This is a genomic window from Vibrio sp. bablab_jr001 (genome assembly GCF_016464285.1).
GTDB lineage: Bacteria > Pseudomonadota > Gammaproteobacteria > Enterobacterales > Vibrionaceae > Vibrio > Vibrio fluvialis.
This window is the reverse complement of the sequence record NZ_JACDWZ010000072.1, coordinates 271,971-292,350: the sequence shown is the minus strand read 5'-3', so window position 1 is coordinate 292,350 and position 20,380 is coordinate 271,971. Positions and strand designations below refer to the sequence as shown.

At 43.2% G+C, this 20,380-nt stretch carries 16 protein-coding genes; 1 reads left to right on the top strand and 15 read right to left on the bottom strand.

The genetic code is table 11. The features are described from left to right. Nucleotides 1-282: 282 nt before the first annotated feature. The 4 genes from JIG40_RS12020 to JIG40_RS12005 all read right to left on the bottom strand — a co-directional run bounded on the left by JIG40_RS12020 (nucleotide 283) and on the right by JIG40_RS12005 (nucleotide 5,697). Nucleotides 283-1,548, bottom strand: coding sequence for an HD-GYP domain-containing protein (locus JIG40_RS12020; RefSeq protein WP_100267632.1), 1,266 nt, complete (start codon nucleotides 1,546-1,548; stop codon nucleotides 283-285). 112 nt (nucleotides 1,549-1,660) lie between these two features. Next, nucleotides 1,661-2,065: a VOC family protein gene (locus tag JIG40_RS12015; protein WP_020329585.1), complete on the bottom strand. Its 405-nt coding sequence runs from the start codon at nucleotides 2,063-2,065 to the stop codon at nucleotides 1,661-1,663. Between the two features lie 61 nt (nucleotides 2,066-2,126). Further along, the gene (locus tag JIG40_RS12010) at nucleotides 2,127-4,553 is read right to left on the bottom strand and encodes an EAL domain-containing protein (RefSeq protein ID WP_199465378.1); all 2,427 of its coding nucleotides are present in this window, start codon (nucleotides 4,551-4,553) and stop codon (nucleotides 2,127-2,129) included. A 181-nt stretch (nucleotides 4,554-4,734) separates the two neighbouring features. Continuing rightward, on the bottom strand, nucleotides 4,735-5,697 hold the full coding sequence (locus tag JIG40_RS12005; protein ID WP_158151709.1) for a 2-oxoglutarate and iron-dependent oxygenase domain-containing protein: 963 nt from the start codon (nucleotides 5,695-5,697) through the stop codon (nucleotides 4,735-4,737). Nucleotides 5,698-6,177: 480 nt separating this feature from the next. Here JIG40_RS12005 and JIG40_RS12000 point away from each other — a divergent pair, with 480 nt between their 5' ends. After that, a complete protein-coding gene (locus tag JIG40_RS12000; RefSeq protein WP_020329581.1) occupies nucleotides 6,178-6,606 on the top strand; it encodes a hypothetical protein in 429 nt (142 codons plus the stop codon). A 717-nt stretch (nucleotides 6,607-7,323) separates the two neighbouring features. Here JIG40_RS12000 and JIG40_RS11995 read toward each other — a convergent pair. The 11 genes from JIG40_RS11995 to JIG40_RS11945 form a co-directional block, all read right to left on the bottom strand. Continuing rightward, nucleotides 7,324-8,046 carry an abortive infection system antitoxin AbiGi family protein gene (locus JIG40_RS11995; protein ID WP_020329580.1) on the bottom strand — a complete coding sequence of 241 codons (723 nt, stop codon included), beginning with the start codon at nucleotides 8,044-8,046 and terminating at the stop codon, nucleotides 7,324-7,326. A gap of 9 nt (nucleotides 8,047-8,055) precedes the next feature. Beyond that, the gene (locus JIG40_RS11990; protein WP_038127917.1) at nucleotides 8,056-9,642 is read right to left on the bottom strand and encodes a hypothetical protein; all 1,587 of its coding nucleotides are present in this window, start codon (nucleotides 9,640-9,642) and stop codon (nucleotides 8,056-8,058) included. Between the two features lie 784 nt (nucleotides 9,643-10,426). Beyond that, nucleotides 10,427-11,047, bottom strand: coding sequence for a LysR family transcriptional regulator (locus tag JIG40_RS11985; RefSeq protein ID WP_020329578.1), 621 nt, complete (start codon nucleotides 11,045-11,047; stop codon nucleotides 10,427-10,429). A gap of 98 nt (nucleotides 11,048-11,145) precedes the next feature. Next, nucleotides 11,146-11,814, bottom strand: a complete 669-nt coding sequence (locus tag JIG40_RS11980) for a hypothetical protein (RefSeq protein WP_020329577.1) — start codon at nucleotides 11,812-11,814, stop codon at nucleotides 11,146-11,148. Between the two features lie 169 nt (nucleotides 11,815-11,983). After that, entirely contained in the window at nucleotides 11,984-14,686 is a 2,703-nt protein-coding gene (locus tag JIG40_RS11975) for a hypothetical protein (protein ID WP_020329576.1), read from the bottom strand. Nucleotides 14,687-14,752: 66 nt separating this feature from the next. After that, nucleotides 14,753-15,184 carry a hypothetical protein gene (locus JIG40_RS11970; RefSeq protein ID WP_020329575.1) on the bottom strand — a complete coding sequence of 144 codons (432 nt, stop codon included), beginning with the start codon at nucleotides 15,182-15,184 and terminating at the stop codon, nucleotides 14,753-14,755. A gap of 244 nt (nucleotides 15,185-15,428) precedes the next feature. Then, on the bottom strand, nucleotides 15,429-15,677 hold the full coding sequence (locus JIG40_RS11965; protein ID WP_020329574.1) for a hypothetical protein: 249 nt from the start codon (nucleotides 15,675-15,677) through the stop codon (nucleotides 15,429-15,431). A 13-nt stretch (nucleotides 15,678-15,690) separates the two neighbouring features. Further along, entirely contained in the window at nucleotides 15,691-16,854 is a 1,164-nt protein-coding gene (locus JIG40_RS11960) for a site-specific integrase (RefSeq protein ID WP_020329573.1), read from the bottom strand. 96 nt (nucleotides 16,855-16,950) lie between these two features. Continuing rightward, nucleotides 16,951-18,054, bottom strand: a complete 1,104-nt coding sequence (locus tag JIG40_RS11955) for a hypothetical protein (protein ID WP_020329572.1) — start codon at nucleotides 18,052-18,054, stop codon at nucleotides 16,951-16,953. Between the two features lie 210 nt (nucleotides 18,055-18,264). After that, nucleotides 18,265-18,672 (bottom strand): H-NS family nucleoid-associated regulatory protein, encoded by a 408-nt coding sequence (locus tag JIG40_RS11950; protein WP_020329571.1) that lies wholly within the window; start codon nucleotides 18,670-18,672, stop codon nucleotides 18,265-18,267. A gap of 76 nt (nucleotides 18,673-18,748) precedes the next feature. Continuing rightward, on the bottom strand, nucleotides 18,749-20,302 hold the full coding sequence (locus tag JIG40_RS11945; protein WP_020329570.1) for a sensor domain-containing diguanylate cyclase: 1,554 nt from the start codon (nucleotides 20,300-20,302) through the stop codon (nucleotides 18,749-18,751). Between the last annotated feature and the right edge of the window lie 78 nt (nucleotides 20,303-20,380).

Here is a 20,380-nt window from a genome sequence, read left to right as displayed (position 1 = left end):
TTCTCGAAGCGGAGGTGCATTCTAGCGAGATAACTGAGAGTGTCAAACACTTTTTTCAATTTTCTTTTTCAGAAGCTTTCACCTCGATGACAACCGCTGAAGCCTTGTGGCGTCTGCCGTGTCAGTGAGGCGGCATTATAGAGAGTTGCTTAAAGTTGGCAAGCACAAAAAGGCATTTTTTTATAAAAAAACGTTCGTTTGACCAATAATCAAACGAACACCTTTTTATGCAGATCTTATCTTCAGCATGACCACACTTTACTCACAAAAACTTGTGGATAACTAGTCATCACTGTCAAAGAAGTAAGATATTCTCGAACGCGGGTTGAGATACTCACGAATCTTATCCGGTAATTTGTTTGGCAGAATCGCACTGACGATTTTAATGTCCTTATCTGCCAGATCGATAATCGGTGCCTGCGTTCGAGGAACGGACGGATCGTAGATAAGAACATTCGGAAACAGCAGACTGCGCGCGTTCACCGAGATCACCAGCCCAATCATGTCGTTGGAAAGCTGGACGACCGTTCCTGGTGGAAACACCCCCATGAACTTCACCAGGATATTAAGGTTGTCATGGTTATAGAGGTGTTTGCAGTTCTTATATAAGTGGGAAAGCGCCACATACGGAATCTTCTGCTCTGATGGAATGTTCGGATGGCACAAGTTATCAAAGGCATTCGCCACGGCTACTACTTGCGCCAGTTCATCAATATCCTCTTCTTTTAATCCAAGCGGATAGCCGGAACCATCGTTGAGCTCGTGATGCTGTTCGATGACCCTCATCGCACTCGGTGGAAAGTGTTGAATATTCCCAGCGATTTCGGCTCCGTACTTGGTGTGCAGCTTAAGATAGTTTTTTTCCGGCTCACTGAGTGGCGTTTGCTTACGTACAATGGCGCTAGGTACGCGAATCTTGCCGATATCATGAAACAGCGACGCGAATGCCAGCTCTTTGATTTTGTCTGCCGGGTAGCCTTTGGCTTTACCAATCATCATCGCGATAACCGACACGTTGAGCGAGTGGAAGTAGATGTCTTCGAATTCACTTTTGCTGTTCATCAGATGAAGCGTAACGCTGTCATCACTGAGTAACTTTTCGACAATGTCTTCGACCAGTTGCGCGGCTTCATCAACCGCATCCTGTGGGCGGTTACGAATTTTGTTCATCACCGCGCGCATGCGAGCCAGCGAGCGTTCGAATTCTTTTTCACAGCTGATGACTCGGCGGCGATACGCACTGAGCTTTTCAATGCGCTTCTGCTTTTCCTGCCATAGCTTATCCGCTTCGTCATTTATCGCGGCATTAGACTCTTCTGTCTCTGTATTGTTATCACTGCTGACCGTATTGGGCGGTAGCGGTGTCGTATCGCTCTGCGCCGGATTCAAAAAGACGTGCTGAATCCCCAGATGCTTGATCAGCTTGATCTGTTCTTCGGTTTTAATCTTGAAGCTATTCAACAAAAAGGGATGCTCATTCCATTTCACTGGCAAACGAATATGTAAGCCAGGTTGCAGCCTATCTACCGTGATCTTTATGCTCGCCACAATTTACCAACACCTTTACTTGTAAATTTTGATTATTTTAGAAGAAGTTGCGCATAAGATCATTAATGCAACCCTGTTCTTATTGATAACCTTATGACCTGTTTCACGCCTGTCAACAAAACTCACAATTGATTATCCAACGAATACCGAACTGGTCTTCTATTTTGGCACAGCGTGTTCCCCAGAAGGTATCCGCCAATGGCATCATCACTTTTCCACCTTCTGCTAAGCGATCACACAGGATGACTTGCTGATCCAAATCATCCATGACCACCAGCAGCGCAATCTGATTGTCTTTCAATTCCTGAGCGGCGATACCGTCTGACAGCATCAACTTCATATGCTGTGTTACCAACTCCGCATGCATGACCCAATTCGGATCGACGCCTTCTATATATTGAGGAGATTCATAGAAGTGACGTTTGATCAGCACGTGACCATCAAAACACCAACAGTAGAACTCTAGAGCCTGTTCGCAGCGCCCGGAAAAGAATAAATAAGGTGTCAGGTTGAACATACCCACCTCCGTCTATCTTTCTTGAAGCATAGACGATCCCGGCAATCCTTCCCGCATTGGCTCAAATCATAAAATCGACACTTTGTGGCTGTTCCACCAGATATTGCAAAATAACGCTTTGAGTCAAAATGCCTTTATAGATTTTTCCTTTGGTAAGGATCCAAGGAAAACCGAGATGATGTTCTCGAATCAGCAATGGAATTTGCGAAACATCGATAGCAACATCAATGCTCGTAAACGTCAGCTCCATGACTTGATTGACCGGGCGATGCCACATCGACGCTTCTTTCATGGTTTCCAGCTCTGACCCCATTCCCGGCGTGAGATGCAGATTCAGCCTTGCCCGGTCCACCAACCCAACGCATTCCTGATCAATGATCACAGGCAGCACTTCCACATCCGCCGACTGGAAATACTGATAAGCGAGAGAGATGGGATCTCCCGGGTCCAGCCGTGGGCTGTGGGCATGATGTAAGCTCATCAAACTGCTTGCCGACAGGCTCTCCTCTTGGGGCGCGATCAATTGCAGTCGTTGTGGCAACGTACTCTCGATAAATGCCAACAGATCATCGATCGCCAATGGCTTGGCAAAATAGAATCCTTGCAGATAGTCAAGACGACCAAACGCCAACAACTGTGCTTCTTCCTCACTTTCCACTCCTTCAGCAATCACTTTGACGCCCAGTGAGTGGCACATTTCCACCAGCATTTTGATCACTTGATATCGGTTGGTTTGGTTTCCCAGGCCATCGATGCAACTACGACTGATCTTCAGATAATCGAAGTCTGAAGCTGACAGATGGTCGAACAATGAATAATCCGTACCCATATCGTCAATGGCGATCTGCACACCGAGTTGACGCAGCTCTTGCAGCGCATCGGATCGGACCAGAGCCTGAGAATGATACTTCGCCTGAGTAATGTCGATGATGATTCGCTCTGCGGGCACCTGTTCACTCGCCATTAACTGGCGTAAACATTGAATCAGCGCAGGTAAGCCCTGGCGGGTATTTGGCGAGATATTTACAGTCAACCAGATAGGATGCTCATGCTGTGCCTGCAATATCGGCCACTGACGCAACGCTTGTTGTTGCACCTGCAAATCCAACTCGGAGATCAGATCCAAATCTTCGGCAATACTGATCAACTCACTGTTGCTGACTTCCAGCGCTGCTGGAAGAGGAAAACGGCACAGCGCTTCATAACTCATGACTTGCCCCAATCGGGTATCAATAATGGGCTGAAACTCCACCAGCAGCGACTGATTGCGAATCGCGTCCGTTACCAACTCTTCCAGTAAGCGGCGTTTTTTGATCTGCCGATGTAATTGAGTATCAAAGAAGCGGATCCGCTGCGCCTCCCCTTCCTCACCTTGTTCCAGAATCGCCTGAACCGAATGGGTCACCGCCATTCTGGCCGTGTGGGCATCAAGCCCCAGCACCGATATGCCAATTTTGCCTTGAATGCAGGTGCGATGTGTTTCGGCACTCGCCTGCTTCAGCTCCTGGAAAAAACCACGGATACGCGCATGAATATAACGAAATGGATCCCCCATCATCGGGAGCGGACAAGTGACACACAATAGATAAAGATCGTCACGGATTTTGCCAAACAGACGACACTCTTTCAGTCTGGGCATCACATCCAGCAACATCGAGAGCTGAGCCCCATTCACCTGTTGCACGCTGAGCGTCATCACCACATACAGATCGTTCATCATTCGGTTTTGATGCAGGCTTTCGAACTGAGCAATGAACGCCGCTTTATCCATCACGGGACACGCACTGAGTGCAGGCGCGGATTCGACCAGAGAAAACAGACTGAGCACAACGGAGTGATCATCGTTGTCCATTAAGCGGATTGATTGATGGTGATAGGCCTGAGAAATCCCCGATGTATGTTTGATGGACACTCGGGGTTGTGAGGTCCCCGTAATATCGGTGCTTTCTTCAAACAACCAGAGGCTGCTCAGCCCCAGAAGATCACTCTGCTGAAAACCGGTAAAACGTTCAAAGGCCGAATTGCATCCCATCACCTTGTGTTCCCGGTTGGTGATCAATAGCCCTGCGGCTGAATGATTGAGCAGTGCTTCCAACCAGTGAATCGCCTGCTCGACCTGAGTCAGTTCAAAGATGGGTTGAATGTCCCCTTGCAGCAACTGTTTGGATAGACGCTCAACGCTAAACACCACGTAGACGGCGCGATCGGGAGACAAACGCAAGACAGCGTTCAGCGCACGTTTATCTCCCTGCGTGAGTACCTGTTCGATCAATTGCTCCGCCTGCTCACGAGCCTGCAGATCAAACAGCGCTAACCATTGTTCCAATGCCGAAAACGCCAACAACGGCGCCATCAGGTCATTCACTTGATCGGCATAGTGGTTAAACGTCTGGTTTTCTATATCCAGCGTCCAATGCAGTGGCACAAAACGAGCAGGGGAACTGACGTTCGTGACCACGGGTTTAATCGGGCTGTCACTTTCTGGCATACACTCACCTCTTGACCGACGGCAGACAGGCTTAACGCCTCGTATGTTGACGGAACTTGATTTAACTATAGCTAAACCAGTGGCATATAAAGTGAGTACGGTGGCAATTCGAACAGTGAATAATGCTGATATCTTGCCGGGCAACGACATACCAACGTCGCTGCCACGATATTGATAGTATTTAAACCGTGAGGCTTTCCTCTTCCCGGCGGTAAGAGTAGGTGTCCGCAAAGCGCGATAAAATCCAGTCCCCTGCAGTAATGAACGGATACCCCCCCTGCTCTGGCCGTTCAGCTAAACACGAAGAGAGTGTTTCGATTGGTGTATCAAAATCGGGTTCAACAAAGAAAGGCATCGAGAAACGCGTGCGGCCTGTGGTCGGACTCGCCACCCGATGTTTGGTCGAGCGGTAAATATCATTCGTCCAACGCTGCATCAAATCGCCAATATTAACCACAAAGCTTCCTGCAACGGGCGGCGCATCTATCCATTCATCTTGCTTGTTCAACACCTGAAGGCCACCGCTCGAATCCTGATAGAGCAACGTAATACAGCCATAGTCAGTATGAGCACCCGCACCATTGGTCTCTTTCATCTGGCTTGGATAGTGCAGCATGCGCAGCACAGAAATCGGCAAGGTAAAATACCGAGTGAAGAAATCCTCCGGCTCTTTGAGCGCAATCGCCATCGCCTTGAGGAGCCTCAACCCAACATCCAGCGTCAGTGAATAATGCTGAATCATCGCCTGTGTAAATCCTTCGATATTCGGATACTGGTTGGGCCCGTAAAGTTCTGGGCAGCGGGCGACCTGAGAATGATACGGCGATAAATCCAGCGCCATGTCGAAAGACTCTTTGCAATCTAACGCTCCCTTGGGGTCTAACTTCTCCGCATTTAATCGGCCCCAGCCACGATGGTTACTGCTTTTTTCGATCGATAACCGCTGCTTTTCTGCCTCCGGTAGAGCAAATAGTTTTCCAGCCATCGACTCAATATGGTCAAACTGTTGCTGGGGAATGCCATGCCCGACAACGTAGAAAAATCCTAACTCACGACAAGCACTGTCGATCTGGTCAATCACTGGCTGCCAATCTTGGCGATTAGCGGAATGTAGGGCTGAAATATCGATAATGGGCAGTGACATACTCTCTCCTTGATTGTCTCTCTATCCACGTATTTCCCTTGTTGCGAAAGGAATGTTGGATCAGTGTGATGGGGTTAAGCAAAAAGCTGACCACTCAGCCAACTTTTAACCAATCCCATTTACCACAAGGCAAAGAGGGCTGCGTCTCGCCAGAAGCGAACATTCACTGCACCGGAAGTGTTCAATCGCAGATTGCTCTGCACTATTTTGGTCTCATGAACATAAGCAAATAAAATCAATTCGGCCGCAGGCCACTGTTCTAAAACTGAACTGGTTAACATTTGCTTACACTTCGCCATTCATACTAATTAGCGAATAAAATCAATCAGAAGCATCAGCCATTTTCTACTCTATTCTCACAAAAACCAATCCAAAATAAAAATCAATGCAACCAAAATCATACCCCGTCCGTATGAGTAAGCTGTTGGTAGATGTAACGCTGACAAACACAAACATCTTACTCTGCAACGGAAAATCATTATGAAAAATCATTTACTCAGTTCAGCCAAAAATCTGTGTCTTACCTTATCACTTATCGGTGCCTCTTCATTCGCTTGGGCAGGACACCATCTCAGCGTCAAAGGCACCGATCAGGATGTGTCCGGAGGGACCGTCACTGCCGATATGATCATGGCAGGAGAAAATGGCTGGATGGTCGTTCATCGTACCGACAGCAACATGAAACCCGGCCCGGTCGTTGGCTATGCGCCAGTGAAGAAAGGAAGTAATCAGGCAGTCTCAGCGATTTTGACCGAACCGGTTAAAGCGGGCGACATGCTGATGTTGATGCTTCATGGCGAAGCTGGCGGAATGAAAACGGGTGTGTTCGAATATACCTTGGGTGCTAAAGCGGACGGCCCGATTCGAGAGGACGGCAAGTTAGTCATGGCCGTCATCACAGCCAAATAATCCATTAACCTGTCGCTGAAACGAAAGAGCACAAAGGTGCTCTTTTTGTTTTTCAAAACCTCAAAACGACGAAAGGCCGCTTTGATAAGCGACCTCTCTGAATAATGGTACCGATGGGCGGACTTGAACCGCCACTCCCGAAGGAAACGGATTTTGAATTCCTCTCAAGCTCTTGTAATTACTTGCATTTAAGAGGATTTTTTTGGATATCAAGGACCATGAAATAGGGTTTCATTGGATCTTTTTAGCACGCGTCGAGCACAGATTTAAAACGGTGCACACACTAGACCACCCTTTGTAACACGTTTCTGGACAAAAGCTCGTTAGCGTGAATCGCCCCAAAACTCGCTTTCAGATAACTTCTCGTATCCCAAAAAGTCAAAGACCACCGTTGCCTGCGGTGGTCGATTTACAAGAAATTGGACATTTTCGTTCATCCTAGATCTGTTGTATCAAATTCACTTCATGCAACATTTTTCATAAAAAATTCAAAACTAAGTCAAGGTTCAGAAATGTTCCCACCCCAAATGAGCCAAAAACCTCAAAACAATATTTATGAACTGCTCTAATAGCGTGGTTTCTATCCATCCGATTATTTTAACAGTACTTGCCTAGGGAAAAATAAGCCCATAGGCAGCTATCGATTGTTTGACATTTTTTGAGCTAAAGCATTCGTCACATCATTCTCTAATATAGGAATATTCCATATCAATTAACTTACAGATCAATTCTTAACGTTTCTAGTGAAGTTATACGGCTCTGAAGAATTTTAACTTCCTTCATTGAAAATCCTCCCATCTCTATGCTGAGAAAGTCGAATAGCTCGGGTATATCACTATCCTTTTCAACAAAAATGTAACGAATATCACTTGGCTCAAAGAGCAAGCCAAAACTTTCCATCTCTGAATTGAACTTATCTCGCTTGTCTTCGAATTCTACTTGATTAAGGTATTTGTGTGATGGAGGAACATAACGCCATTCATTTTCCTGATAAAATTCCTTCGACTCAATTTTGCCTTTTATGTTCATAGTACCGCTAATCGGTTTTATTAATGATAGCAGTCTAAAAAAATTCATATAATATGTATCAGATTCATTATGACCTTTTGGATCAAAGTTTAGCATATCATAAACTGCTTTTTGAATATTGCTTTCTGGAGGGCAATAAATTACAGGATGAAGCCCATTTCTTACTCCCCATTCTTTCGTTAGACCGATACCATAATTTCCGTAAAAGTTGGTATGATCATTTAATCTAGTTAAAGGAATATCACAAAAACAGCTCATAGGGAACGCGTAATATTCCTCTTTGCCTTTCCCAAAGAACCACCTTAAATCTTCTAAACAGAACCTTGGATTAATACTTTTACATGAAAGTATAGCCTTCAAAACATCCAAATCACTAGTAAAGTGGAATAAATTATCTGACTTTGGTTTCACTGTATAACCTTAAAAATTATTCTTAATTAAACCTAGTGCCCTTCCTATTCCATAGTGGACACGATATTCATAGCTAAATTTAACTTTTGGTCTCATATTAGCGTAATTTCTTTCCTTGTAACACCAGCAATACTTCGTATTGCCACTCCTTAACTTACCATCTTCATAACAGATAATATTAAGTTCGTATAAAAACTGTAAAAGCGTATCCGCAGTATTGAAAATGACGGGTTTCTCCATGATATTTTTAGCTAAGTAGTCACTAAATCTATCAAAAGCCTCGTTAAATTGCTCTGGAGTAAAATCTGTTCCCCGACCATGTTGCTGCTCACTCAAATAATCAAAAAATTTCCTAAATGTATCGAAATCATCCTCTTTGTAATAAAATGACAAATAATCTTTAATTTCTCCCAATAAATAGTTAGAAAAGTCTGGAGTAGCTCGCTTAAAATCTTCAAGAGAAAAACTTGAACAATTATTACTATCACCATTTCTTGTTCGTATTGATTTCATGCATTCCATCATAGCGATGATATCTCTAGGACGACTAAAAGAATACCTAAGAAATTCTACAAATGACTTATCTTTATTCCTATTATATTGTGAGCTAAATGGGAAATAATGCTCCCAACACTCCCCAATATTATAATTTTTGCTTTGCTGACTTGATAATATCCTATCTGCCAACTCATAAATAACAGAGTTTTCATACTCATTGTAACTTGTTCTCCAATCTAATAATACGACATTATCATTCATTTTGTTGTTAAGATTTTGCAATCTTACAGAGTCTAATATGTCTGGTCTAATCAATAAAACAACTTTTATGTTAACATTATCAGCTAAAAGGTCTGAAAATATTTTTGTATTTAAGTACCAAATGGAGTTTGATAATCCTTTTACACACTCAAGATATTCTTCATAAGAAATAAAGTCTGGGCGAACATCAATGCCATCTATAAAAAGAATGTGTTTTTTTTCTAACGAAGTACTTTTTATTGCATCTTCAAATTGCTTAATGATATACATCATATTTCTCTTGGTCATATCATCTTTAAACATAGGAGTTCTTGAGTTTTCCGAAGCAGAAATATTACTGTACATTTGGCTAGCAGCATCGGCAGATGACTCTACAAGCTCCAACGCATTATGTATTTCAGGCTTGAAAGACGAAAAGTAAAACTCATCTATAGCATCATGCAATTTTTTGAATTTTAGGTGTTTAAATATATTTTCACCTTCTTTAGTGGCAAGCTCATTAGCAACGAGCAATAATAGAACTACATTCCAAATATTAGAGTAATCACTAGAAGACAAGTTTTTTTTGTTTTTGAGCTCTATAAAACGACGGTAATCCGTATCCTCCATAGAAACTAGGTTCCCTGTAAAGCCGCAATAACCCACCTCGGAAATGAATTTGGCATAGGCAGTTTTCCCTGTCCCCTTATCACCGGTCAAAAAGTAGTTGCTTGATGAACACAGTTCATCTAGATGTTTATCAGCTACAAATATGCTTTCAAATAGAGACTTCTCTTTAGGTGTTTTGTATGCAACAGCATCTCTTTTGCCAAAACTAAGTTCATGAATGCTTTTCATATTTCTACCTATCCAATGGACATATACAATTAGTACACTATTGTATTCTGTGTGAAAAATGAACAAATTATCCTATTACCTTGATGAATTGTGATGATGCTCTCTAGTGCAAAGGGCAGTACGTCTCGAAACATCCTATAAAATGAGGCAGTTACACCTGCACGCAGATTAACGATCCTCCTCTTAAGCCAGCCGATGGCTTGATCGTGAAACTAGGAATAAAGCTCTTGTCAAGAATTTGTCGAAATGCCACTTGTTGAAAACGTGACATGTTGACGTTAGGTAAGTCATTCAGTAGAAAGAAGCAGACTCGTATGAAAAATTGAGACTGCCATAATTCAAGTTATAGAAAACACTGAAGGTGCATAACGATTCAAGCGATATTTGCCGGTCAAAACACATTTTTGCACACTTTTGGAAGATTACGTGCATCGCTGTTCTGGCTCCTGCTGTAACTACAGGTATCACAAACTCAGCAGCGTCACCCGTTGATGAGTAATCTCACTAAGGCGTAAAGGGGCAAAACCAACTTAGCGCAAGCACCAACTACGTGTGCTCACCAACCCGAATTTGATTCCATCTATCAGATTCTTGAGAAACCAAACTGAATGGATGTTTTCCAGTGCGTAATCAATATACTAAGACTCGGTATCCCAGACAGTCTTGCGCTACTACCTAGCCATCCAAGCTAGAATCCGACAACAAAACCACCAGCACGAATAGCACCCAACAAAAAGGGAGCAGTCACTCAACGCAACTACTCCCTTCAGAAAGCCAATTCGGACTACTTCAGCTCGTAGAACAGCTCGGTCAAAGCCGCGTCACCAACTTGCTCAACTAACTGTACAACAAAACCATCAAACTCATCAGCAAACCCAATTTTCGCTAAGCCATATTCAGCAGTAACTTGATCCAACGACAGATTCAAAACCTCACCATGATTCTTAGCTCGGCGAGCCTTATCATTCAACGAGGTAACGGCCTTACCCAAATCACCACCAGCAACCAGCGCAGGGTTAGCAAGCAACAAATGGCGCGCAGACGGATAGAGCTTTCCTTGGTAAAACATTGGTTTGGACTGAACTTTTAGCTTCTCTCGGTCGGACTGAGGAGTCGATAGTGCTTCCTCTACAGATATGCCAGCTTTTATGCGGTTCATTAGCGTACTTTGCGCCACACCTAGCTCTCTAGCCGCTTGGCGCATACTTGAGTACTCGGTGCCGTCTATAGCAACTTTCTTGCTGTAGTCGCCTTTAGGGCGCGCTTCCAGTTCAAGAGCTTGCTCTAGCGTCCAACCGAACTTGGTTATGCGTTCGTTGACCAGTTTAGGGTTCAAGCCATAGTGACGCGCAGCAGCGGTGCGGGAAGGGAACTCAACCCCATCAATTTCATAGATATTTTTCATATTGTTATCTCTTTTCAATTTGTTAAATCTAAAACCACACAGAGGCCGCCTGGACAAGCCAGACGACCTCTGCATGGTCACACTACTCGAAGTAGGTCTTAAAACGGTGCATCACCGTCTACAGGAGCTTTTTGAGCCATACCTTCGCCGAAGCTGACCTTAGATTTAATCTGCTCATACAACGCCAGCATGTCGCGTACGAGTTCGGCGTTCGGTCTCGGCTGTCCGTTAGGTTTCACCCAGTTCTGTTGCTTCCATTTAGGTGCCCATTCAGTGAGGGTTTTTATCGTCGCGGCATCCATCCCTTTAATCTCGATAGAACTCACCTCCTGATCTAACAAACTTTTAGCGATGTTTAGTGTGTGCATACAGAGCTGGTAGCGCATTGCCGAAACTGTAGACTTCTTAACTTCAAATATTTGCGTGTCACCACCTACAACCGAAACCGTCGAACCCTTACCGCCAACACCAAGCTTACAGGTAATGGTCTTTTTCGTAGGTCTTGCTGTGAAAGCACTCAAGAAGCTTAAATCTTCTTTTGGTCGAGAATTACTGTATCGATTTCTTTTAGGCTTACTGTGCTCAAGGCGAGCATCACGTTCAGACACCAACTCCTGCAAGTATTCTTCGGCCTGTTTGTAGGTGTAAGCCCCCTTCTTCTTACCACCGGGGTTAGCAATAATTTTCTCACATTCAGTCCATGTTTTTACGATACGAGCTTTGTTGTTGTTTACCGATGCGTAAAAGTTAAATTTTTGATTAGACATAATAATGCTCCTTAAATTTTATTGAGTTAGCCGCCGGAATGACGGCTGTGAATTTGAATAAATGTCATTGCGTGTGAGGTTGGGCTTCTTATACCCCCAACGGTGCAATGGTTGATTGGTAAAAAGGCCCATTGATATAAGGGCTTTTGATAGGTCAACATTTACGATCTCAACGTGCGTTGAGAGCTTCTCGTAGTGAGGAACGAGATTCAGGGTTGAAGAGGATTTCAACTTCGAAGTCAGGAAACTTCGAGACTATTAAGCGAGCTAAGTTGATGGTCAGCTCTGTCATCGGTACAGCGCCTTCAATCAATTTGGCGTTCTTAGCACTACGAACAGCGGTCGCTTTGGTTGGATAGCCAATATCGGTCATCCACTCAGCTAACGCTTTGGCGGTAATCTGTTTCTTACTCATACCGCTTTTTTCATGCGCGTAGAAACGCAAGAATAAGCGTGCCATCAAACTGTCAGAGGCCTCCTTAGCCTTTAAACGCAAATTTTGATTACTAGCGGTCTCAGCCATTACCAAGCGGTCTTGCCAGTCATACCAATCCTCAGACGTTTTAAGACAATGCGCCTTCCGCCAGTGATCAAAGCGCAATCTTGTAAACAGCATCTCATCCAACGACTTGTGTGGTTTGGTTTCAAGCGCGATATGACTCCGTCCTTTCACGTCAACCATTACCGGATTTAGAAGCTGTCGCTTCTGATCGAACTCCATGTTCTGGTAGATAGACCGCTTCTCTAGCATCAAATCCTTGTGCTCTAAAAAGCGCATTCGGTTCGGTGTCAGGTAACTACCATCAACTTTATCGCCGGGCTTACGGGTAAGATACTTGTTCACCATATAAGCACTTTGGTCAGTAACCATCGGATCAACCTTAACGCTACCTTTCGCAAGTATCGGCTCAAAACCTTCACTTTCGATAACCGTGTACTGAGCACGAGTCTTAGCACCGATCAGTTGCTTCGCTTGATGCTTGAGTTCCAGTACTTCACCACCAGTTGGGTCTATACGGTGGTAGAGCTCTCGGAACCGCTGACAAATAGGACCTTTTAAGTCTATTTCATGCAGTTCAGCATTAGTCAGGAAGCCGTCGGTAGTCACTGATACAACAACCTTGTCATCGGGGATGTTATGAAGCATTTCCCCCAACAAGGCTCTTGCAAGTCCAGTGGTATAGGCAGCAAAGAAGGGATTAGTCAAAGTAGATGGCGGTAATTGCTTCGAGTATCCAGCTTGGATATCAAACGAGTTCTTCGGACGAAGTGACTGCGCCAACTTTCCATAACAACTATTTAACATTTCCTTGGTTAGTTTTTCATCAAAACTACCTTTAACAAATGACTTGCGACGCTCCCGCCCCCATTTCATAAAAGGCTCGAAAATACGAACATCATTCTTCCATGGCACTACAAACGCTTGCTTGATGGTGATTTCCGCACCTTGGTTGTAAGCGACTTCAAGCTCATGACCTGTACAATGCGTCTCACCCGATAGCGGAAATATCAATCCATACTCAGATCGAACGGCTAAACTTGGGAAGCGACAGGTCGAGGGAAAAGTGAATTCCACCCACGCCAGAGCACACTTATCTCCTAACAGATCATTAAGATCTTTGGTCATGTACATCTGGTCGTAATCTAACTCGCGTAAACCAAGCGTAATCGCCGAATAACATGATGGAACATCGTAATCACGCCATGTATCAATATCTGTCGGGCCAGCAATAAATGACTCGTTGCGACCACCGTGGTAACACTGGGTAGCAAAGTTTTCCAACGTCATACGAGCCGTTGCAGGCACATCACGAGTTATCGTTAGCGGTTTACTTCGGTCAGAAGGCCACACTTCTTTAGTCACCTTCTCAAAGCCAAACAAACCACGATAACCGCGCTTATCCTCTAAGCTATTCACAAAGGCTTTAACGGCGATACCACCAATAGTAAAAGGAACCGAATTTAGACCGAGTGTATTTTGACAGAAGGAAGAAACACGCTCGAAATGACGAGCACTGATAATTGAATCAGTAATTGCATACTCAGCGAATTTCTCCGGTTGTGCTTCCAGAAACTCATCCATCCGGGAGATGGAATACGGCTCTGGAATTTCAACTTTGGGTATAGACAGTAGGTCACCTACGGATGAGAGGGATGAGAGAGATGAGCCATTAGGCGATAAAAGCATGGTGTCATAGAAAGTGATGAAGAGTGTTTTCTTGTTACCAGACTTCGAGTAAGCCTGTAGTGGTTCTTTGTCGATACGTCGAGACATGACTTTATCAAGTTCCAGTCCGTATACGTCATCAAGGCTTGCTACCGTCTTGCGTAGACCTTTTACGTGGGTCTTTAACTGATCAAAGGCTTGGCTGAAGTTAAACAAATCAGCCGATAGCCAATGAGCACACAAAATGATGTCAGTCGGCCACTTATCAAGCACTTTATCATCCATCGCTTTTTCGATAGCCTGAACCAAGCATCTGTCCAGTGCTAGTCGTCCCGATTTTTTTGTCGATTCAGGGAACAAGATAATCGTTGATAACTTACCCTCGAAAAGAACAGCAAATTGGTAACTCAAGATACGGTTGTAAGTTCCGCATTCAGACTCCACATACTCAGTATCCATCGCTATCACGGGGCGTTCAAAGAACGGTGTTGCCTTTCGCTTTTTACGCTTGGTTTGCTTCTTCTTTTTGGGTTTGCGGAGCACTATGGATTTAGCTTTGCGCTTTACGCCATCAAAAGAAGCAGGCTCACTCGGTTGAGCTTCACCCCAAGCACTTACCGCTTCTTCCTCAGTCCAACCGGATGTTGCTAGGTTGTCCATGCTTAAGTCAGAAGCTTGCTCTAACCAATCATATTTTTCGTTCATATAACTACTCTCCAGAAACGCAAAAAGACGCCCTAAGGCGTCTTTTTGCAAGGTTTACAATGATAATTACTTAAAATCTGACCAAGTAATCATAGGTAGGTCATTACCCTCGCTGTACGTCAGCAAGGCTTCAGTAATCGCGTCACGCAAACCTTCGAGGTCACTGAATTCTTCAGGCGTAAACATAGCAAGCAAGTTGTCGCTGTTTATCACCGTCATCAACAATGCACCCGACTTTGGAGAGATGAAAGCACCGCCAACCGTATCTGCATGAATCCAGCCACCGCTTTCCAGCATGAAGCATTTTTTCTTCTCAGGCTTCATCTTCTTCGATACCTGTTTAAACAATGCATCAGCCTCTTCACCTGTTTCAGCAACGATTAGATTGCCTCTTGCACCCAGAATAAGCAGTAAATCTTCAGACGGAAGAACAGTTTTACCACCAAACACATTTGCTACACCTAACTTAGTACGAATGAATAGAGAGTTATTGCTCATTTTTTCTGTGTCCTTCTAAATTTTGAATTGTTAAAGAGCAATCTGGTTGGACGAACCAATCCAGTTGCCCTCCCGCCCCAAACTTGGGATACCAATATTCTGCTTTTTTAAGGCATCGCATTTTGGGGGTACAAAAATGCGATTTTCAGGTCACGAATCGTTGCGCAATGAAAACTCCTGAAATAAACAAAGCCCAGAGTGCATAGCACTCTGGGCTTTGTTTTTAGTACGTTACAAACTTAAGTTAGATTAACCAACGAGGAGCCAACTTCCGTTCTTGCTCTTCCAACAGTTTCTTCTGCTTCTCAGCCTGCTCATCTTCCCAAGCAATCACATCACTTAACCGGAAACGAATAGGGCTATTTCGGTTAGTCCCCAATTTAAAGAAAGGCGGTAACGAAGATGGGTTACGGGAACAAGCTGTAGTAATAGACTCTAAGCTACGCTTTTGGCGTTCAGCAAGGTCTTGTTTAGTCAAGATAACATCATTCATTTTTTCATTTTCCTTATAGACGTAATTCAGAATTGCCAGACAACAAAGACAAGGCAGTGCTTTGGCTCGCTTCAGCCAGTTTAGATTGTTGATGAAAAGCATATCGCTCAGTCGTTGTAATACTCTGGTGAAACAAGCTGGACTGCACTAATCGAGCATCACCAGTGAGCATCAACTGTCTACTGGCGTATGTACGGCGTAAGTCATGGATATTAAAAGACTCACTCCCTCCCGTAGACTGCAACACAACATCGCGAATCTTCTCATGGCAACTACGAGGGTAAGCTATATGCGCACCCTCCTTCACAGCAGAAGGAAAAATCCACCCATTCCATGACAACTCTGCGCAGCTTTTTAATACTTCTCGAGCTGGCTCATTAAGCATCACACGGTACGACTTACCATTTTTAGTCATCGGCAGAGTCAACAGTGTAAGGTCGTCACTCAGCATTTCTCGACGGATATCAATGACATTTCCGATGCGAAGTCCCGTAATCAAACTGAACAACAGCGCCTTAGACTGAAAGCTGTTAATGTGAATCGCTTCCCGAATATAGATACGTAACTCATCGTCACTTAAAACTCGGTCACGTATATTGTTTTCAGGCCACTTCTTGATACCCTTACACGGGTTTACAATCAAAAGCTCCAGCTCTACAGCAAGTGAAAAAATGCGCGATAGAAGGGATAAATGACGGTTTACCGTTGAACCTTTAACTTGAGTAGATAGCTCGGTAAGAAATTGCGTAATCTGCAACTTACTGACATCACCTAAAGCTTGATGTGCAAAGAATGGAGCCACTCGACGCCAACGTGTTTTTACACTCTCGATATCTCGATTTCGGCTTTCCATCATTGGAAGAACATAATCAATGAAGAAGTCACCGATTAAAAGGGATGCAGCTTTGTTGTAATAGCCAAGCTCAATCTTCGAGACACGCTCTCGGGCTATCTTGTCAAAAGTAGAAATGCTCATCTCAGGCCAGTGTCCAATCACTTCATTAAAACGCTGACCTTTAAACGTCTTAGAGATGCCTAGAGAGATCGTATTGGCATAGAATGTTACTTGCTGGTACTTCACACCTTCACGTCGCTTAACAATTGGACTCTGTCCAGATTTAGGGCGAGGATGTGATTCAAAAATGGATGCGGTAAAAGGAATGGTACGACTAACCACAATTTACTCCTGTGTATAAAAAATCAAAAACATGCAAAGGATTTTACGGATTAGCCGTGTATTATCTGGCAGTACAAAATGGCGATTTTCAGGTCACTAAACTTCCTTCTCGATGATATTTCGCAAATAATTCTCCAACCTTTTATCGTTAAAGAGCTCTTCCGATTTCTCGCCGTCATCTTCCAACTCATAAGAAACCAAGAACTCGTCTATTAGCTCATAAACAAAATCATATAGCGCATTCACATCCCGCTTAGCCTGTTTTAACAGCGTTGTATTTCTGTTTTTATAGTCACCACCCCCCGCAGCTAAATGTCTATAGCGCTCATCAACATACTGCTTTCTATCTTGAGGTGTAAACGCGTCCAAACATAGCCGTCTCACGGTTTCCTTTGAGATTGGAAGATGATATTTACCCATTTCCGATACCACCTTAGACACCAACTCCCGAACTTTACCTTGAAACTCCATAACTTCTTTCTGTATAGACGACTTCTTAGTCACAGATCTTCGAATCTCGGACACCTTTGCCGCTTTGTTTTCAGCGTCAGCTTTAAGCTTTAGTAACGGAGAAAGCGTCTTTTCACCAGAGAACTTTCGGCGACTTAAGGACATCATTTCGACAATTATTTCTACTTCAGATAAAAGAGCATAAACCTCGGACAGAATGCTTTTAAGCTCAGCCGAAAGGCCATCAACTGCAGACAAAGAGTCTCTAACCTTAGTCAGAATCTCATCAACGTCAGATAATGTAATAATATGATCTTCGACAATTTTTTTAGTAGTTTTTAACTTATGGTGCGCTAGGGCTGGAAACAAAAGTTCAGGTAGATGAGGATCTTTTAGGAGCCTATCATCAAAATCAGGGTATAACTCCGGAACAATCATCGACAAATACAGCGCTTGTACATCTGTATAACCCGCGGATTGTTTAGGCGACGGCAAACCGATACTAGAGCAAAAATCATCATCAACAAACTCGGCGGCATTACATCGAACGTCTTCTATAGCTGCTTTGACGTAATGCCAGACTCCACTACCAGCTAAAACGGTTTCTCGACCATTGATCAATGTGCTCTCTGTTTCAAATGCGCTAGCGTGATACTTCAATCCTTTCTCATCTAAAAGCGCTTTTAACTGTAACTCACACGCTTTGATTCGCTTCTTAAGAACATTAATTTCTTTCTTTTTTCTAGACATTGTTTACGCAGTTTCACAATACAACGACTGATAATCCTATCATAAGTATTGGGTATGTTAGTCCGTGTTATTAACTCCCCAACGAACTAAATGATCACTAAGCTAAAAGTCCCTATGATAAAAAGAGAAAGCACCAATCAAAAATTACGACCAACAAAAAAGCAGAGACGGAATGTCTCTGCTTTTTCTATCAACTTAAATTTATTCCTGCTAAATCGCAAAATCCTCTAGGGACTGGCCATTATTCAATGCTTCCTGAATCGCAGCAGGCGTTCGCCCCTGCCCCGTCCAGGTTTTTTCCTGACCTGAAGCATCAGTATATTTATATTTCGCAGGCCTAGGTTGACGTTTAGCTTGTGTCTTAGCAGGCTTGTTCGAAGAAAGGGCCGAGATTAACTCGTTCACATCCAGACCTTGTTCCGTGATTTGTTTAGCTATCGCCGCTAACTGAGCTTCTTTCTCCGCTTGCTCCTCAAGGATTTTCGCCTCTTCTTCTCGGCGTTCTTCAATCACTGTAGTGAATTTACCGTATGCTTCCTCTAGCTGCTCCATGGTTAAATCGCGAGCAAAAGCACGAAGACTACGCAAATTGAGTAACGTTTTAATAAGTTCGTTCATTGTAAACCTCATAAATACAGCCCGCGTACGTATTTATCCGGGCTATTACTTCATCAATAAAAAGTAAGAAACTAAATCAATTTACTTCAGTTCTATTTCTACCATTATTCTTAGCTTTATAAAGAGCTTGATCTGATTTTTTTATCACATCATCAATTCGTTCAGCCAAACCTTTCCAAGACGAAATTCCTATTGAAATCGTGATATTTCCAACTGTCGGGAATGAATATATTTCAATAGACTTACGTATTCTCTCAGCTGCTTCAAATGCTCTGTTTAAATCCGTATTAGGTAAGAAAATCATAAATTCTTCTCCTCCGGCTCGACAGAGAACATCGTGCTCCCTAGCTTGGTTTTTCATAAGTTGCGAAACATTCTTAAGTAATTCATCACCTACGTCATGACCATATGTATCATTAACTTTTTTAAAATAATCAATATCCAGAGCAAGAACTGAAAATGGAATATTCTCAAGACGGAAACTTTCGATTGCTTTATCTAAACCACGTCTATTCAAAAGTCCAGTCATTGAATCGGTTAAACTATCAGAATGAAGTTTTTCTATCGTATTAGACACGATACTAAAAGCTCGTAAGAAACTTATTTTTAAATGCGAGGCTTCAAAATACCACGGTTTGATCTTTTTCAAGTCATCCATTGTCTTTACATGACTTTCGAAATTTCTAACAGCGCTGGCCAGTTGCCAAAGTGGCCTAGAAATGAAGATAGATGACACCCAAATTAGTAAAAGCGTTAGTATGCCAATTGGCAGTGACTCTAGAAATACTTTCCACATTTGTTCGTCAAGAGTAGAGAGCGTTAATTGCTTTGACTTTTGAGCAACAATCCCCCAACCGGCATTCTTCACCGGAGCATATCCTGCAAGCATTTCCACCCCTTGAGAGTTAAAAATATCCTTCCCTCCAAAATCTCCTTGGATAACATCGTTAATAACTTCATTATTAACGATAACTTGGCCTATTCTTCGCTTATCAGGATGGTAAATGAGTGTATGATTTCTATCAACAACGTAAAGATATGACCCATCTTTATAACCATGCTGCCCCAATAATGTGGTTAGGATATTTTTCTTTTCCAAGTAAATTGTTCCACCAACATACCCTAAATACTCCCCTGAAGAAGAAAAAATTGGATAGGAAATGCTGGTTAAATAGTTGCCTGCTGGTGACACAAAGGGATCAGTGATGATTGGCGCTTGAGCCCTTAAAGACTGAAGGGACCTTTCACTAGTCAATTTAACACCTTTAACCTGTACAGTTTCAGGTGAAACGGCAACAATGATCCCTTCTGTATTAACGATAACTACTGAGTTAAATGAATCAGTTTGAGTACGGAGACGCTCTGCTTCAAGTTCGAGCACCTGTGAGTTATTCATTTTAGAACTGAGAACATGCGCACTAAATTTTAGTTGCGAAAAGGCGGATTCGATAAAAGCGTCCGTCATTTCTGCCATTTTCTCTGCGTATACGCGATTCGACTCCATTGTGTTGTTGACAATCAAATCCCGTTGAACTTTATAGATGGAGTAAAATGCATTAAAAAGGGTAATAACTACGCTGAATACACCTAAGATTAAAATCAATTTTCTTAAATTTAATTTTTCAAACATTTACCCACATGGCCCCATATTCTAGTTATAGTTTAGTCAATCTAATTGACTAAATCCTTAGCTGCAACTTATATAAAG